The organism is Pseudoalteromonas sp. GB56 (assembly GCF_054923835.1).
Genome location: NZ_JBPCHK010000001.1, coordinates 1,530,085 through 1,547,023 on the forward strand (window position 1 = coordinate 1,530,085; position 16,939 = coordinate 1,547,023).

Sequence of the window (16,939 nt, forward strand, 5' to 3'; positions counted from 1 at the left end):
GAGACTCCTAACGCAGCGCTTGTTTATGGCTAAGATGAGCTTACTCATTCGCGCTACGTATTAATCTATCTCTTCAACTTTGGGGCACTGTGCGATTTTAACGATGCCGCCATCGGCATTTTCTTGTTCAAGCTTCACGGTAAATCCCCATAAACGATGTAAGTGCTTTAATACCTCTTCACGTGAGTCAGCCAGTGGGATGGCGTTATGGGGCACGTAGCGAAGCGTCAACGAGCGATCGCCGCGAATATCAATGTCGTACACTTGGATATTGGGTTCGTGATTACTCAAGTTGTACTGCGCAGAAAGCGCTTGGCGAATTTTCTGATAGCCGATTTCATCGTGAATGGCTGAGACTTCTAAATTGGGTGCGGCACTGTCATCGACAATCGAGAACAGTTTAAATTCACGGATCATCCGTGGGGATAAGAACTGGCTGATAAAGCTCTCATCTTTAAAATTTTGCATCGCAAAATGCAGTGTTTCGAGCCAATCACTGCCCGCGTATTCAGGGAACCAACGTTTATCTTCATCGGTCGGGTTTTCACAGATGCGGCGAATATCCACCATCATGTTAAACCCCAATGCATAGGGATTAATGCCTGAGTAATAATTACTGTTGTAGGGCGGTTGGTACACTACATTGGTGTGGCTTTGCAGCACTTCAAGCATAAAGCCATCTGTGAGTTTACCTTCATCATAAAGGTGATTGAGCAAGGTGTAATGCCAAAATGTTGCCCAGCCTTCATTCATCACTTGTGTTTGCTTTTGCGGGTAAAAATACTGTGAGATTTTGCGCACGATACGCACAATTTCACGTTGCCACGATTCTAATAATGGGGCGTTTTTCTCGATAAAATAGAGGATGTTTTCTTGTGGCTCTGATGGGAAGCGAACGCGTTTTTGCTTCGCTTCTTGCTCACTATTTGGGATAGTGCGCCACAGCTCATTAACTTGAGATTGCAGGTACTCTTCACGTTCTTGTTGGCGCTTTTGTTCCTCAAACATTGAAATTTGTTGTGGCCGTTTATAACGGTCGACACCGTAATTCATCAACGCATGACAGGAATCGAGTATATCCTCAACCTCGTCAATGCCATATTTTTGCTCACACTTGGCAATGTAATTTTTGGCAAAGAGCAGGTAATCAATAATAGAACCTGCATCTGTCCAGGTTTTAAATAAATAATTGCCTTTGAAAAATGAGTTGTGGCCATAACAGGCGTGCGCCATCACCAGCGCTTGCATTGCCATGGTGTTTTCTTCCATCAAGTAGGCAATGCACGGGTTAGAGTTAATCACAATCTCGTAGGCTAACCCCATTTGCCCACGGCGATAGTTTTGCTCGGTTTGAATAAACTTTTTACCGTAGGACCAGTGGTTGTAGCCAATAGGCATGCCCACACTGGAATACGCATCCATCATCTGCTCTGCGGTGATCACTTCAATCTGATTGGGGTAAGTGTCCAATTTGTAATGCTCGGCGACGCGTTTGATTTCTTCGCGATATTCCTCGAGTAATTCAAATGTCCAATCCGGACCGTCACTTAAAGGCTTACGTGTCATACTCGCCCTCCCAAGCTACGCGCTGCGCGCCGTTTTATTCGCACTTTTTTTGAATAGCTCGCGGAAGATAGGGTAAATGTCTTCAACCGCGGTGATGTGCTCAATCGCAAAATTACCAAAATGGGCAGCCAGTTGTTCATATTCGCGCCATAAGCTTTGATGGGCGCGATTAGTGATTTCAACATAGGCGTAATAACGTACCTGAGGCAGAATTTTGGTGCTCAGCAATTCAGAGCACTGTGGTGAATCGTCTGCCCAGTTATCACCATCAGATGCCTGTGCTGCATAGATATTCCATTCACTGGAGGAATATCTGTCAGCAATGATTTGGTGCATCAGTTTCAATGCACTGGAGACAATTGTACCGCCTGTTTCTTGGGAGTAGAAAAACTCTTGCTCGTCTACTTCTTTGGCTTGGGTGTGGTGACGAATGTACACAACATCGATGTCTTTGTAGGTGCGTGTGAGGAACAAGTACAGCAAGATGTAAAAACGCTTCGCCATGTCCTTGGTGGCTTGGTCCATTGAACCTGATACATCCATCAGACAGAACATCACCGCTTTTGAGGTGGGGTGAGGGCGCTTTTCATAATTCCTAAAGCGCAAATCATAATTATCAATAAATGGCACGGCTGATATCTTGCGCTCGAGCGCTTCGATTTCCTCAAGCAGTGCGTTAATCTTGGTTTGCTCTGGCACAGGCTGTTGCTCAAGCTCAATAAGTTGTTGCTTGAGCGCTGCTAACTCCTTTTTCTTGCCAGCAGTCATGGCTACGCGGCGCGCAAGGGAGCCTTGCAGTGAGCGCACCACATCGATGTTGCTCGGCATACCGTCATTACAAAAGCCTGCTCGGTGCGTTTTCATTTGCACCAGTTTGTCGAGGCTGTTTTCCTGTAAATTCGGTAGTTCTAAATCTTCAAAGAGTAAATCAAGGTATTCATCTTTGGAGATAGAAAAGACAAAATCGTCCTCTCCTTCCCCTTGGTCGCTGGCTTCGCCTTCACCAGCGCCACCACCTTGGCCGCCTTGTGGGCGCTTGATTTTATCGCCCGTGTTGAATTGATCATTACCTGGGTGTACCTGTTCGCGACGACCCCCTCGGCCTTGGTGAAAAAAGGGCTCAGTGATGTCTTTTGCAGGTATAGAGATACTCTCGCCACTGGATACATCAGTGACACTGCGTTTGTTTATGGCGTCCGAAACGGCTTCTTTTATCTGCTTTTTGTAGCGACGAATAAAGCGCTGGCGGTTAAGCGTGCTTTTATTCTTGCCGTTTAGGCGCCTATCAATAAAGTGCGCCATATTATTCCCCTCAACCTACATCAAGGCGTTACTGCGACTTACGAACGCGTAAGTACCATTCTGATAACAACCTAACTTGTTTCTGGGTGTAGCCTTTGTCGACCATGCGATTAACAAAGTCTTCGTGTTTTTTCTGATCGTCAGCAGATGTTTTAGTATTAAACGAGATGACCGGCAGCAAGTCCTCAGTATTAGAGAACATCTTCTTCTCGATAACGGTGCGCAGTTTCTCGTAACTGGTCCACAGCGGATTCTTGCCATTGTTATGCGCCCGAGCCCGCAACACAAAATTAACGATTTCATTGCGGAAGTCTTTCGGATTTGAAATACCAGCTGGTTTTTCAATTTTCTCCAGTTCAGCGTTGAGTGCCGCGCGGTCAAATAATTGGCCAGTATCTGGATCGCGATATTCTTGGTCTTGAATCCAAAAGTCAGCGTAGGTGACATAGCGGTCAAAGATATTTTGGCCATACTCAGAGTAAGACTCTAAATAGGCGGTTTGCAGCTCTTTACCGATGAATTCAACGTATTGTGGAATGAGGTAGCCTTTTAAATGTGAGAGGTAACGCTCTTGCACTTCTGCACTGTACTGCTCTCGCTCAATTTGTTGCTCCAACACATAGAAGAGGTGCACTGGGTTAGCGGCCACTTCACTGTGGTCAAAGTTGAATACGCGAGAGAGTATCTTGAATGAGAAACGCGTCGATAGACCTGTCATGCCCTCATCGACACCCGCATAGTCACGGTATTCTTGGTAAGACTTAGCTTTAGGGTCAGTGTCTTTGAGGCTTTCGCCATCATAGACCCGCATTTTTGAATAAATACTTGAGTTTTCTGGCTCCTTAATACGTGATAACACCGAGAATTTGGCCAATGTTTCTAATGTTCCAGGTGCGCACGGAGCGTCGCTAAGCTCACTGTTTTGTAATAATTTATCGTAGATTTTGACTTCTTCTGTCACGCGCAAGCAATAAGGTACTTTCACTATGTAAACGCGGTCTAAGAAGGCTTCGTTATTTTTGTTATTTTTAAATGTTTGCCACTCAGATTCATTTGAGTGGGCGAGGATGATACCGCTAAATGGCAAGGCTGAAATGCCCTCCGTGCCATTGTAGTTACCTTCCTGGGTTGCCGTCAGCAGTGGGTGCAGCACCTTGATAGGCGCTTTAAACATTTCCACAAATTCCATTAACCCCTGATTCGCCAAGCACAATGCACCTGAATAGGCGTAGGCATCTGGGTCGTTTTGGGCAAAGTGTTCGAGTTTACGAATATCTACTTTACCGACTAACGCTGAGATGTCTTGGTTGTTCTCGTCCCCAGGTTCTGTTTTGGCAATGGCGATTTGATTCAAAATGGAAGGGTAGCGCTTCACTACTTTGAACTGGCTAATGTCGCCATTGTATTCTTTTAGGCGTTTTGCTGCCCAAGGCGACATAATGGTTCGTAAATAGCGCTTCTTGATGCCATATTCTTTTTCAAGTAACTCACCATCTTCCATTGAATTAAACAAACTCAAAGGGTGATCATTGACGGGGGAGCCTTTTAGACTGTAAATCGGCACTTGTTGCATCAAGTACTTGAGCTTCTCTGCGATAGAAGACTTACCACCGCCAACAGGACCTAGCAAGTAAAGTACTTGTTTACATTCTTCGAGGCCTTGTGCCGCATGCTTCAAATAAGAAACAATTTGTTCTATGGCATCTTCCATTCCATAAAACTCACTAAATGCGGGATATCGTGCAATGACGCGGTTGGAGAACAACCGACTCAGTACTGCATCCTTAGAGGTGTCGACCATTTCGGGTTCACCAATGGCTGTGAGTAACCTCTCTGCTGAGGTTGCATAGGCGGTTTTATCGGTTTTGCACAGTTCTAAGAACTCGCTGACCGTGTATTCTTCTTCTTGGGACGCTTCAAACCGTGATTGATAATGCTCGAAAATTGTCATATCGACCTCCAAGTAACCTAAAGCGAAAATGAAAAGGTAAAGATGCCACTCGGTAATTAAAGCTTAGACAGTGATATAAAAATTTGCGAAATAAATTAGTTATTTACTGTGTTCCTGATAGGGGTATTCAGGCATAAAAAAGCCGTAGTAACTCATGCTACTACGGCTAGAAATTAGGCTAATTAAGCGTGAAAAATTTTCACTTCACTTAATGAGCAGGGATTAAGCTGCGAAGTTTTGGTTCGCGAAGTCCCAATTAACTAGAGCCCAGAAACCTTTAAGGTAATCAGGACGCACGTTACGGTAATCGATGTAGTATGCGTGTTCCCATAAGTCCACAGTTAGAAGTGGAGTTACGCCAGCTTCAGTTAGCGGAGTAGCAGCATTTGAAGTGTTAACGATGTCTAGTGAACCGTCAGCCGTTTTTACTAACCAAGTCCAGCTTGAACCGAAGTTGTTAACTGCTTTGTCGTTGAATGCTTCTTGGAACGCTTCGAAAGAACCCCATTTAGCGTTGATTGCGTCAGCTACAGCGCCAGTCGCAACACCGCCGCCGTTTGGAGATAGGCTGTGCCAGTAGAATGTGTGGTTCCAGATTTGCGCAGCATTGTTAAAAACACCGCCTTCTGATGAACATACGATCTCTTCTAGTGATTTACCTTCGAAATCAGTACCTTCGATTAAGCCGTTAAGTTTAACTACGTAAGTGTTGTGGTGCTTACCGTGGTGGAACTCAAGTGTTTCCTGAGAAATGTGCGGCTCTAGTGCATTGATTTCATACGGTAGTGACGGTAGTTCAAATGCCATGTTTTTCTCCATCTGTCTTTATTTGAAAAAGGGCTGACAGGGTAGCTGCTACAGCAGCGTTTTATATACTGAAAGCCATTATAGTGTTACTATAATTCCTGAGTATTTTACTCAAGTTTAAACAAACAGCAACGCCTAACGACGGTGTCAATCGCCCAATATCGCAAGTGAGCGTTTAAGCATAGGTGTTTTTTTACGTAATGCCTGTAAATAGCAAGCGCATGATGCCTGTGCAAATTTCCCCTCACTCCGGCTATTAACCTAGTGCTGTTTGCTTTAACATTACACGTATTCATAGACATTGTGGTTACAGTGATGGTTTTCAACTTAAACCATCGCTTAAAACAGAAATTGAGGTTGTTAATGGAAACCATCGATAAGATTAAACAGCAAATTGCTGAAAACCCTATTCTTCTTTATATGAAGGGTTCGCCAAAATTACCAAGCTGCGGCTTTTCATCGCAGGCTTCACAAGCATTGATGTCGTGTGGTGAGCAATTTGCTTATGTCGACATTCTTCAAAACCCGGATATTCGTGCTGAATTGCCTCAATACGCAAATTGGCCGACATTCCCACAGTTATGGGTAGAAGGCGAGTTGATTGGTGGTTGTGACATCATTATTGAAATGTTCCAACGCGGTGAACTTCAGCCTTTGATTCAAGAAACTGCGGCGAAGTACAAAGACGCTGACGCAGACAGCGCAGAATAACCCAGAGCCGGCTTAGCCGGCTTTTCTTTTTCCTTTTCTTATCCTTAACTTCTATTACACTCATTACATGACCCTTATGGAGGAGTGTAATGTCATTAGTTAAGCGTTTTATTGCAGTGCTAACGATTTCTGCATTATTCGGCTCTATTACCTCTACCTGTTTTGCTCAGCAAAACAACCGCCTTCTGCTTATTAATTATCAAGTGGGTGAACAGCGTCATGATTATGTCGGTCAGTGGCATGGTCAAACCTTGTCAGTGTCTGCTGGAAAAGCCAAGACCATTATTATTGCGACATTAGATTGGCCTCCTTATATAGGTACGCAGCAATGTCAGGGCGGTTGGTTAACACATTATATGAGCGCAGTGCTCATTGAAGCTGGATACAACCCTGAGTTTCGCTTTTTACCTTGGGCACGCGCTGTACGCATGGTTGAATTAGGACATGCTGATATTCTTGCCCCTGAGTATGAGATAGAGAAGACGGCACCTTCCGATGTGGTGATTGGTGATACACGGTTGCAGCATCTGGCGATGTCAGAATCCCTTTTCCCACACTCCTTTGCATTATTTCAGTGCAGCAAATAGCCAGATAAAAAAATCGCCCACCCTTGATGAACTTCCTAATTATTCTGTAGGTGTTGTTCGAGGCTATCAGAATGCACCCGACGTAGATAAGGTGCTAGACAGTGGCAAAGTAGTTGTCCAGCAGGCCATCGATGATGCGCAAAACTTAGACTTATTAGTCAACAACCGTGTAAATCTAATAATTGGTGATCCCTATGTCATCGACACTATTGCTACACGCAAAGGAATTAGTGCGAATTTATATTCACAACTGGAGCCCAGTATCATTGAGCAGCAACTCTATTTTGCGCTCTCAAAAGCTCGCCCACAATGGCAAACGCTTCAACGCGATATCAACGCAGCCATTACAACACTTAACCGCGCCGGTGTGGACGAGCAAATAACGGCGAAAATCAACCAACTATGCCTTCATAACTAGCCTAAATAGGCAATGAATAGTTATTCTTTGAGTGCATAATTATTCATTTCTTTTGCCTCTTTACGTTAACGTAAACTGCGGCTTTACCTTTGCGTTTATCGTCTATTTTTTGTTTTGACACTGGTGTCATTGTAAAAATAACGAAAATAAACCAGCTAAATAGTGCAAAGTGTTTACTTTTCTACTTGGTTTACAAACAATGAAAAATATTCAAGAATGTGAATATGTATTCATTATTTCGTTGACACCCTGTGTGCAAAGGGTTAGCGTTGACGGTCCGTTAAGTCACTCGTTGTTTCTTATCAACGCAGTGGTGGGCGCGCAGTAGCAAGGGGGGAGGAGTCCACAATGTTATATGACTCAACGTTAGTAAAAGATAATTGCGGCTTTGGTTTGATCGCTCAAATAAACGGTCAAGCCAGCCATAAATTGATTCGAACAGCGATCACTGGTTTGGCTCGAATGGAGCACCGTGGCGGCATTTCTGCCGACGGTAAGACGGGTGATGGTTGTGGTTTGTTAATGCAAAAACCAGATAGCTTTTTTCGCGCAATTGCCAAAGAAAATGAATGGCTATTGGGGAAAAACTATGCGGTCGGGATGCTTTTCTTAAGCCAAGATCCTGTAAAAGCACATGCAGCCAAACACATTATTAGTAAAGAATTAGAAAAAGAAACACTGACATTAGTCGGTTGGCGTGACGTACCTACGGATAACAGTTATTTGGGTGAGATTGCTATTGAGCAATTACCTCAGTTTGTACAAGTATTTGTTAGTGCGCCAGAAGGTTGGCGCCCGAAAGACTTAGAGCGCCGTTTGTACATTGCGCGCCGTCGCATTGAGCAGCAGTTGGTAGATGACCAAGATTTTTATATCGCTAGCCTTTCAGGTTTAGTGACTGTCTACAAAGGCTTGATGATGCCTGTAGACTTGCCCAACTTTTATCTCGACCTTGCTGACATTCGTATGACTTCAGCAATATGCGTTTTTCACCAACGTTTTTCAACGAATACGCAACCGCGCTGGCCTTTGGCTCAACCATTTAGGTATTTAGCGCATAACGGTGAGATCAATACTATTACGGGTAACCGCCAATGGGCGAGAGCACGGGCATATAAATTTGCCTCACCTTTGCTTCCAGATTTACAAACGGCAGCGCCATTTGTGAATGAAAGCGGTTCTGATTCATCCAGTTTAGACAATATGCTGGAGCTATTTCTTGCCGGTGGCATGGACTTATTCCGAGCGATGCGCATGCTGGTGCCACCTGCTTGGCAGAAAAACAGAGCAATGGATGAAGACCTTCGCGCTTTTTATGACTTTAACTCGATGCACATGGAGCCGTGGGACGGTCCTGCAGGTATCGTTATGTCGGATGGCCGTTTTGCAGCTTGTAACCTAGACAGAAACGGTCTGCGTCCAGCTCGTTATGTGGTTACTCAAGATGGGTTTATCACCCTCGCTTCTGAAGTGGGGATTTGGGATTATGCTGCCGACGAAGTCATCGAAAAAGGCCGTGTTGGCCCGGGCGAGTTGATGGTTGTTGACACGCTGCACGGTAAGATTTGGCACTCTGATGAGATAGACCAAGATCTCAAAGCACGTCATCCATACAAGCAATGGCTTGAGCAGAACGTGAAGCGCCTGACGCCTTTTGAGCAACTCAGTGATAAAGAAGCGGGCAATCGCTCATTTGACGATGAAACCCTGCTTATTTATCAAAAGATGTTTGCTTACACTAATGAAGAGCTCGACCAAGTTATTCGTGTAATGGGGGAGAATGGTCAAGAAGCAACAGGTTCTATGGGGGATGACACACCATTTGCTGTGCTATCACAGGGGCATCGTTCACTGTATGATTATTTCCGTCAGAAATTTGCGCAGGTAACCAATCCACCGATCGATCCACTGCGTGAAAACCACGTTATGTCGTTAACGACCTGTATCGGCAGCGAGCAGAACGTATTTAATGAAACCACTGGCCACGCAAAACGCTTGCAATTCGATTCACCTATTTTGATGTACTCAGACATGGTGCAGTTGCGCACTGCGAGCCACGAGTATTATTCACACAGCCAAATCGATTTGAATTACACCTCTGACGAAACACTTGCCCAAGCCATTGAACGCATTTGTGATGAAGCGCAGCGTAAGGCTGAATCCGGTGTAGTCATGCTCATTTTGAGCGATCGTCAAATCACTCAAGACAGCTTACCAATCCCTGCTGCAATGGCGGTAGGGGCTGTGCAGCAGCGCTTAGTGAATAATAACTTACGTTGTGACACCAACATTATTATTGAAACGGGCAGTGCCCGCGATCCGCATCAATTTGCGGTGTTATTAGGGTTTGGTGCAACGGCGATTTATCCATATCTTGCTTACGAATCGCTGGTGGCAATGAGTGACAGTAAGATTATCGACAAAACATACCGTGAAGTGACCTTGTCATATCGCAATGCGATCAACAAAGGGCTATTCAAGATCATGTCGAAGATGGGGATCAGTACCGTTGCTTCGTATCGTTGTTCAATGTTGTTTGAAGCCGTTGGTTTGTCTAATGACGTGGTGGAATTGTGTTTCAAAGGCGTAGCAAACCGTATAAGTGGTGCTTGCTTTGAAGACTTCGAGGGTGATCAGCTCAGTTTGCGCAAACTCGCATTTAGTTCGCGTAAGTTATTGAGTCACGGTGGTTTGCTGAAGTTTGTTCATGGCGGTGAATACCATGCGTATAACCCAGACGTGGTGCAAACGCTGCAAAAGGCTGTGCGCTCAGGTGAGTACAGTGATTACCAAGAATATGCGGACCTTGTAAACAATCGCCCTATCACGACATTACGAGATTTGCTGGCACTTAAGCCAGACACTCAACCTATTGCGATTGAAGACGTTGAGCCCGCGACGGATTTATACAAGCGTTTTGACTCCGCAGCGATGAGTATCGGTGCATTGTCACCAGAAGCACATGAAGCTTTGGCCATTGCCATGAACCGTTTGGGCGGTTGCTCAAACTCCGGCGAAGGTGGTGAAGACAAACTGCGCTACGGTACAGAGAAAAACTCGCGTATAAAGCAAGTGGCTTCTGGCCGCTTTGGTGTAACGCCACATTACCTGCGCAGTGCCGATGTGATACAAATTAAAGTCGCCCAAGGTGCTAAGCCGGGCGAGGGGGGTCAACTTCCAGGTGAGAAGGTAACGCCGTACATCGCCAAACTACGTTACTCGGTGCCTGGCGTAACATTGATTTCGCCACCACCGCATCACGATATTTATTCTATCGAAGACTTGGCCCAACTTATTTTTGACCTCAAGCAGGTTAACCCTGATGCCATGATTTCTGTGAAATTAGTATCTGAGCCAGGGGTTGGCACGATCGCTACGGGTGTGGCAAAAGCCTATGCGGATTTAATCACCATCGCCGGTTATGACGGTGGTACCGGGGCGAGCCCCCTCTCATCGGTGAAGTATGCGGGTAGTCCTTGGGAACTCGGACTTGCTGAAACTCAGCAAGCGCTGGTCGAAAATGGCCTTCGCCATCGTATACGTTTACAAACAGACGGTGGTTTAAAAACCGGCCTAGACATAATCAAAGCGGCGATTTTAGGCGCCGAGAGCTTTGGTTTTGGCACAGGACCTATGGTTGCTCTGGGTTGTAAGTACCTGCGTATTTGTCACTTGAACAACTGTGCGACCGGTGTCGCAACACAGGATGAAACTTTGCGTGCTAAGCACTATCACGGTTTGCCAGAAATGGCGATGAACTACTTTAAGTTTATTGCCCAAGAGGCACGTGAATTGATGGCAGCGCTAGGCGTTAAGCGTCTCGTTGATTTGATTGGCCGTACCGATTTACTCGAAGTGATTGAAGGTAAGACGGCGAAGCAACAGAAGCTGGATTTATCGCACTTACTCGCTCAGCCAAACAATGTGAGCGGTCAATCCTTGTATTGTTCTACACCTAACACGTCTCACTACACAGGTAGTTTGAATGAAGAGTTGTTAGACAAAGCCAAGGACGCAATCGATACAATGTCGGGCACGAATTTAGTGAGCCGTATCTGTAACACTGACCGTTCAGTGGGTGGCATGCTCTCTGGATATATTGCTTCAAAGTATGGCAATCAGGGCATGGCCGCTGATCCTGTGCGCATTGAGCTACACGGAACCGCAGGCCAATCATTCGGTGTGTTTAACGCCGGTGGTCTGGAAATGACCCTCATTGGAGATGCCAATGACTATGTGGGCAAAGGCATGGCTGGTGGTCGATTGGTAGTACGTCCACCAATTGGCTCGTGCTTCCAATCTCATCAAGCAGCCATTGTTGGTAACACCTGCTTGTACGGTGCAACAGGCGGTAAATTGTACGCCGCGGGTTGCGCTGGAGAACGTTTTGCCGTTCGTAACTCAGGTGTGACAGCCGTCATTGAAGGCCTTGGTGACAATGGTTGTGAATACATGACTGGCGGAGTGGTGTGTGTACTGGGTAAAGTTGGCATCAACTTTGGTGCAGGCATGACAGGTGGATTTGCTTACGTGTTAGACGAGGGTAAAGACTTCGAAAAACGCATGAATCCTGAGCTTGTCGAAACGGTTGAGTTAGACACTTTAGCTACACATCAAGAGCATTTACGCGGTTTGATTGCTGAGCACTTAGACTTGACCGGATCGCAACGTGCAGAAGCGATTTTGGCTAACTTTGATTTGTATTTACCCTTGTTCAAATTAGTGAAGCCAAAATCGAGTGATGTGAACAGTTTATTGGGCCACCGTGCCCGCAGTAGCGCAGAATTGCGCGTGCAGGCACAGTAGGAGGAAGTATGAGCCAGAATGTTTATCAGTTCATCGATGTGCAGCGTGTAGACCCGCGCAAGAAGCCAATCTCTGCGCGTAAACAACAGTTTGTAGAGATCTATGAACCGTTTTCGCAAAATCAAGTGGACTCACAAGCAGACCGTTGCCTAGATTGTGGTAACCCATATTGCGAATGGAAATGCCCGGTACATAACTATATTCCCCAGTGGTTAAAATTGATTCGTACAGGGCGAATTTTGGAGGCGGCTGAGCTTTCTCATCGCACCAATAGCTTGCCTGAGGTGTGTGGTCGTGTTTGCCCACAAGACCGTTTGTGTGAAGGGGCGTGTACACTTAACGAAGAATTCGGCGCCGTTACCATAGGCAACATCGAGAAATACATCACCGACACCGCATTTGCGATGGGGTGGAAACCTGACATGAAGCACGTTGTGTGGACTGATAAAAAGGTCGCCATTATTGGGGCGGGTCCTGCGGGACTTGGCTGCGCCGATGTACTTGTACGCAATGGTGTTAAGCCTGTGGTCTTTGACCGTCACCCTGAAATTGGTGGTCTACTCACTTTTGGTATTCCTTCTTTTAAACTCGAAAAAGAAGTAATGCAACGTCGTCGAGAAATTTTCACGGAAATGGGTGTTGAATTTAGGCTCAATACCGAAGTGGGCCAAGACATTGAATTACAGCAGATTATTGACCAATACGACGCTGTGTTCTTAGGTGTCGGTACCTATCAAAGTATGCGTGGTAATCTGGAAAATGAAGATGCACAAGGCGTGTATGACGCTTTACCATTCTTGATTGGCAACACAAATCGCGTAATGGGTTACGATGAGAGCAACGACCCGTATCTTGATATGCAAGGCAAGCGCGTTGTTGTCCTCGGTGGTGGCGATACAGCGATGGACTGTGTTCGTACCTCAGTGCGTCAACAGGCACAGCATGTAATTTGTGCGTACCGTCGCGATGAAGAGAACATGCCGGGCTCTAAGCGTGAAGTTAAGAACGCGAAAGAGGAAGGCGTAGAATTCGTCTTTAATGTTCAGCCAAAAGGTATCGAAGTCAACGAGCAAGGCCAAGTGACCGGCGTACGCATGGTTAAAACTCAACTTGGTGAACCCGATGCGAATGGTCGTCGTCGTGCTGAAGAAGTCGAAGGTTCTGAGCATGTGATTGCTGCGGACGCAGTATTGATGGCATTTGGCTTTCAACCACATAAAATGGCGTGGTTAGAACCATTTGGTGTTGAAATCAATTCGTGGGGCGGTATTACAGCGCCTGAACACGGTGCTTATACACATCAAACAACCAATCCGAAAATCTTTGCCGGTGGTGACGCCGTTCGTGGCTCTGATTTAGTGGTAACGGCTATTTTTGAGGGGCGTAACGCTGCAGAAGGGATTATGGACTATCTTGACGTGTAATTTCGATAAGCGAATAAAAAAGCAGGCTTGTAGCCTGCTTTTTTTATGTCTTTAAGCGTGGGCAGATATTAATTCTTGGGCATTTGCGAGCGTTGTTTTACTGATGTTATCGCCGCCTAATAAGCGTGCTATTTCATCTATACGGCCTTGCAAATTGAGCGACTTCATTTGTGTATAGGTCTCATCATTGGCGACCTCTTTGGCAACAAAGAATTGGTTCATGGCACTTGATGCAACTTGCGGTAAGTGCGTCACACAAATGACTTGGGTTGATTCGCCCAACCGGCGCAGTAATTTACCAACGGCCGCCGCAGTAGGGCCTGAGATACCCACATCCACTTCGTCAAAAATCAATGTTGGGGTCGTAACTCGTTGCGCGATAATGACCTGAATTGCCAAACTAATACGCGACAATTCACCCCCTGACGCCACTTTTGATAGAGCTTGCATCGGTTGACCTGGGTTGGTTGATACTAAAAACTCGATGCGGTCCTGACCCAGTCGCGATGGTACACGCTCTTTGTCAAAATCGAGTTCAATGTTAAAGCGGCCATTCTCCATCGACAATTCATGCATGCTGGCACCAATCAATGTACTCAGTTGTGCAGCAGCGGTTTGTCGGCTTTGCGATAAAAGCTCACTGCGGTGTTGGTAATTTTCGAATGCATTAGCGATTTCTGCATCCAATTGTGATAAACGTTCATCATCCACACAAATGGCTTGCAAGCTTGCTTTGATTTCTAAATGGTGTTGTACCAACGCATTAGGATCAACCATGTGTTTGCGAGCAAGGCTGATGGCATTGCTTAAACGCTCGTCTAATTGGGCGAGGCGCTCGGGGTCTAATTCAGCGCTGTCGCAGTAGCTACGTAATTCGCGGCTCGCTTCTTCCACCTGCACGCAAGCATCATTAAGCATGGTGGCAATGTCTTCTAAGGATGGGTCAATAGTTGCAAGCTCAGCAATCGCGATGGCGCTGTGTTGAAGCGCGCCATTGATGGTTTGCTCATCGCCCTCATAAAGGGCATACAGTTGTTTTTGTGTGCCTTCAAGTAGGTGCTGAGAGTGACTAAGTTTATTGTGTTCAATTTCAATTTGCTCGAACTCGCCTTCTTCCAAAGCAAATTCATCTAGCTCGGCCACTTGGTATTCTAACAACTGCTTCTGCGCTTGTTGTTGCGCGTTCTTTGCTTCTAATTCTTTGAGCTCTTTGAGTAAACTCTGATAGTGAGAATAAGCACAAGCGGTGTTCTCGAGTAGCGATTGATGGCCGGCATAGTCATCAACTAAGTGCAGTTGGTGATCGTTTTTCAACAATAACTGGTGTGCATGTTGACCATGAATGGAAATGAGGTGTTGTCCCAGTTCTTTAAGTTGTGCAGCGGTAACTGCGGCGCCATTGATATAGCTTTTACTGCGGCCATTTTTAGCAACGACACGACGCAATAAACACTCATTCTCGTCACCTTCGAGCATGTGCTCTTGCAGATACTGTTGGGCTTTAGGAAGCTTACTGATGTCAAAGCGTGCACTAATGTCGGCTTGTTTTGCACTTGGCCTAACAGCGGCTGCATCGGCACGCTCCCCAAGGCACAGTGATAAAGCATCAATTGCAATTGACTTACCGGCACCTGTTTCACCGGTAATAGCAGTCATACCTGCATGCCATTGGGTTTCAAGCTCGCTGACGATAGCAAAATTAGAAATGGTTAATCCCGAAAGCATACTGTTTATCCATCCAGTTGTTATTAACTGTTAATCTATACAGTGTTTCGGGATTTTGCAAACAAATTTTAAGCAATATGTGCTGTTTTTTCACGCTCTAATGAATCGTCGTCAGCCGACTGCACGACTTCAGCTTGCTGTAGCTCCATTAGTTCTTGGGGGCTCAAATCACGTGACATCAATTGAGTGATCAGGCTAGGGAGGATTTCATGATAGAAAGCGTAGTTAAACTCGATACCGCGATGTGGGATCTCAGCAACGAGAAATTGCATTCTCTCGCGAAGACCTTCAATATCTTTGCGGGCATCCGCTTTTGTGAGCTCTGATTGAAAGGTTTGTAAAATACGCTCAATGATGTACTCAAGGTACTCTAGATTTTCGTTATTTTTACTTTGTACCACAAAAAAATTGCTACAAATACTGTTCAACTGAGTGGTGTTTTTAGGGCGTAAAATTCGTGCTTCAACATATTCATGTAAAACACTGCTAAATCGTTGTTGTACTTCTTTGATACGGGTGTTGAATAATCGTCTTTCTAATTCACGTGCCTTTTGTCTATTGCGCTCGATAATTATGTATACCGCGAGCAGAGCGATGAGTAAAACAAGGGCAAGAACGACAATTAGGACCATGGTTGATACAGCGATTTTTATTGGTTATTTGTGCGGTTATTCTTATTCAATTGGTGCCTTAATGCAATACAAAATGCAGCCAAAATATCGACGGGGCTCAGTACAGTCTGGAGCCCCAATTTAGCTTTTGTCTCAACACGTTATAGTAAGAATAGTCTGTTGGATGAATCAGTCTTAACGGTCTTTCCGCCTTTTTTATTACCACTTCATCACCGGGCAATGTCGCCAAAACCACGTGACTGTCACAACTTACTTGCAAGCTGTCTGTGTTGTCTAAACTCAACTGCAATCTTATTACGCTGTCACCATCAACGACCAAAGGTCTACTTGATAAGGTGTGCGGAAACATGGGCACAAGCGCCATGGCATTGAGTCCTGGCGTAAGAATTGGGCCTCCACCAGATAGGGAATAGGCTGTTGAACCTGTTGGTGTGGATACAATAAGACCATCTGATTTTTGTGAGAACACGAAGTCGTCATTAATGAAGCACTCAAATTCAATCATGTGCGCGACTTTATCTGCGTGCAATACCGCTTCGTTCATGGCTGAGTTCGCGCTTTTGAGTTCAGCGTGACGAAAAACCTCCACTTCTAGTAAGAAACGCTTTTCTTCAATGTACTTGCCACTCAGTACTTGTTCGAGCGCAGCTTCAAAACCATCAGGGTTGAGATCGGTTAAAAAGCCAAGATTGCCTCGATTTACACCAATTACGCCAACATCAAAACGTGCCAAGACGCGTGCTGCGCCAAGCATGTTACCATCACCGCCCACAACAACGGCTAAATCTGCGCGCTCACCGAGCTCAACTAGGTCAACCAATGTGGCATCTTGAGGGTTAGCCAGTTGACCGCCATAGTGACGTTCTACGAGCACCTCATAACCTAACGCTTGCAAAAAGGCATAAAGGCGTTGTAATGTCAGCGCCGCGCCTTCGTGATTCGCTTTTCCAATTAAGCCGATTGTTTTAAATGAAGCGCTCATATCTGTGCCACAAATGAAAAGTCCTTAT

The 16,939-nt window shown here is 45.6% G+C and carries 12 protein-coding genes; 5 read left to right on the plus strand and 7 right to left on the minus strand.

Going from position 1 to position 16,939, the window contains the following annotated elements; translation table 11 throughout:
• Positions 1-60: 60 nt before the first annotated feature.
• The 4 genes from ACH19P_RS07335 to ACH19P_RS07350 all read right to left on the minus strand — a co-directional run bounded on the left by ACH19P_RS07335 (position 61) and on the right by ACH19P_RS07350 (position 5,626).
• Complete coding sequence (locus tag ACH19P_RS07335; RefSeq protein WP_462157884.1) at positions 61-1,566, minus strand: SpoVR family protein; 1,506 nt, start codon at positions 1,564-1,566, stop codon at positions 61-63.
• Between the two features lie 15 nt (positions 1,567-1,581).
• On the minus strand, positions 1,582-2,868 hold the full coding sequence (locus tag ACH19P_RS07340; RefSeq protein ID WP_462157886.1) for a YeaH/YhbH family protein: 1,287 nt from the start codon (positions 2,866-2,868) through the stop codon (positions 1,582-1,584).
• Positions 2,869-2,896: 28 nt separating this feature from the next.
• Positions 2,897-4,819 (minus strand): PrkA family serine protein kinase, encoded by a 1,923-nt coding sequence (locus ACH19P_RS07345; RefSeq protein ID WP_462157887.1) that lies wholly within the window; start codon positions 4,817-4,819, stop codon positions 2,897-2,899.
• Between the two features lie 222 nt (positions 4,820-5,041).
• Entirely contained in the window at positions 5,042-5,626 is a 585-nt protein-coding gene (locus ACH19P_RS07350) for a superoxide dismutase (RefSeq protein WP_347390911.1), read from the minus strand.
• A 363-nt stretch (positions 5,627-5,989) separates the two neighbouring features.
• Here ACH19P_RS07350 and ACH19P_RS07355 point away from each other — a divergent pair, with 363 nt between their 5' ends.
• The 5 genes from ACH19P_RS07355 (at position 5,990) to ACH19P_RS07375 (ending at position 13,572) form a co-directional block, all read left to right on the plus strand.
• Positions 5,990-6,337: a Grx4 family monothiol glutaredoxin gene (locus tag ACH19P_RS07355; protein WP_462157889.1), complete on the plus strand. Its 348-nt coding sequence runs from the start codon at positions 5,990-5,992 to the stop codon at positions 6,335-6,337.
• 89 nt (positions 6,338-6,426) lie between these two features.
• The gene (locus ACH19P_RS07360; RefSeq protein WP_462157891.1) at positions 6,427-6,924 is read left to right on the plus strand and encodes a hypothetical protein; all 498 of its coding nucleotides are present in this window, start codon (positions 6,427-6,429) and stop codon (positions 6,922-6,924) included.
• Positions 6,925-7,015: 91 nt separating this feature from the next.
• Positions 7,016-7,342 (plus strand): hypothetical protein, encoded by a 327-nt coding sequence (locus ACH19P_RS07365; protein ID WP_462157892.1) that lies wholly within the window; start codon positions 7,016-7,018, stop codon positions 7,340-7,342.
• Between the two features lie 348 nt (positions 7,343-7,690).
• Positions 7,691-12,148, plus strand: coding sequence for a glutamate synthase large subunit (gene gltB / locus ACH19P_RS07370; RefSeq protein ID WP_462157894.1), 4,458 nt, complete (start codon positions 7,691-7,693; stop codon positions 12,146-12,148).
• 8 nt (positions 12,149-12,156) lie between these two features.
• Positions 12,157-13,572 (plus strand): FAD-dependent oxidoreductase, encoded by a 1,416-nt coding sequence (locus tag ACH19P_RS07375; RefSeq protein ID WP_462157895.1) that lies wholly within the window; start codon positions 12,157-12,159, stop codon positions 13,570-13,572.
• 51 nt (positions 13,573-13,623) lie between these two features.
• On the opposite strand, the gene recN is transcribed toward ACH19P_RS07375, so the two are convergent.
• The 3 genes from recN to nadK all read right to left on the minus strand — a co-directional run bounded on the left by recN (position 13,624) and on the right by nadK (position 16,911).
• Entirely contained in the window at positions 13,624-15,297 is a 1,674-nt protein-coding gene (gene recN / locus ACH19P_RS07380; protein WP_462157897.1) for a DNA repair protein RecN, read from the minus strand.
• A 68-nt stretch (positions 15,298-15,365) separates the two neighbouring features.
• The gene (locus ACH19P_RS07385; protein WP_462157898.1) at positions 15,366-15,929 is read right to left on the minus strand and encodes a hypothetical protein; all 564 of its coding nucleotides are present in this window, start codon (positions 15,927-15,929) and stop codon (positions 15,366-15,368) included.
• Positions 15,930-16,026: 97 nt separating this feature from the next.
• The gene (gene nadK / locus ACH19P_RS07390) at positions 16,027-16,911 is read right to left on the minus strand and encodes an NAD(+) kinase (protein WP_462157900.1); all 885 of its coding nucleotides are present in this window, start codon (positions 16,909-16,911) and stop codon (positions 16,027-16,029) included.
• Positions 16,912-16,939 lie beyond the last annotated feature (28 nt).

Bases quoted from the DNA above. Each gene is read 5' to 3' on its own strand.
- ACH19P_RS07335 (WP_462157884.1), bottom strand. From the start codon at position 1,566: ATGACACGTAAGCCTTTAAGTGACGGTCCGGATTGGACATTTGAATTA.
- ACH19P_RS07340 (WP_462157886.1), bottom strand. From the start codon at position 2,868: ATGGCGCACTTTATTGATAGGCGCCTAAACGGCAAGAATAAAAGCACG.
- ACH19P_RS07345 (WP_462157887.1), bottom strand. From the start codon at position 4,819: ATGACAATTTTCGAGCATTATCAATCACGGTTTGAAGCGTCCCAAGAA.
- ACH19P_RS07350 (WP_347390911.1), bottom strand. From the start codon at position 5,626: ATGGCATTTGAACTACCGTCACTACCGTATGAAATCAATGCACTAGAG.
- ACH19P_RS07355 (WP_462157889.1), top strand. From the start codon at position 5,990: ATGGAAACCATCGATAAGATTAAACAGCAAATTGCTGAAAACCCTATT.
- ACH19P_RS07360 (WP_462157891.1), top strand. From the start codon at position 6,427: ATGTCATTAGTTAAGCGTTTTATTGCAGTGCTAACGATTTCTGCATTA.
- gltB (WP_462157894.1), top strand. From the start codon at position 7,691: ATGTTATATGACTCAACGTTAGTAAAAGATAATTGCGGCTTTGGTTTG.
- ACH19P_RS07375 (WP_462157895.1), top strand. From the start codon at position 12,157: ATGAGCCAGAATGTTTATCAGTTCATCGATGTGCAGCGTGTAGACCCG.
- recN (WP_462157897.1), bottom strand. From the start codon at position 15,297: ATGCTTTCGGGATTAACCATTTCTAATTTTGCTATCGTCAGCGAGCTT.
- ACH19P_RS07385 (WP_462157898.1), bottom strand. From the start codon at position 15,929: ATGGTCCTAATTGTCGTTCTTGCCCTTGTTTTACTCATCGCTCTGCTC.
- nadK (WP_462157900.1), bottom strand. From the start codon at position 16,911: ATGAGCGCTTCATTTAAAACAATCGGCTTAATTGGAAAAGCGAATCAC.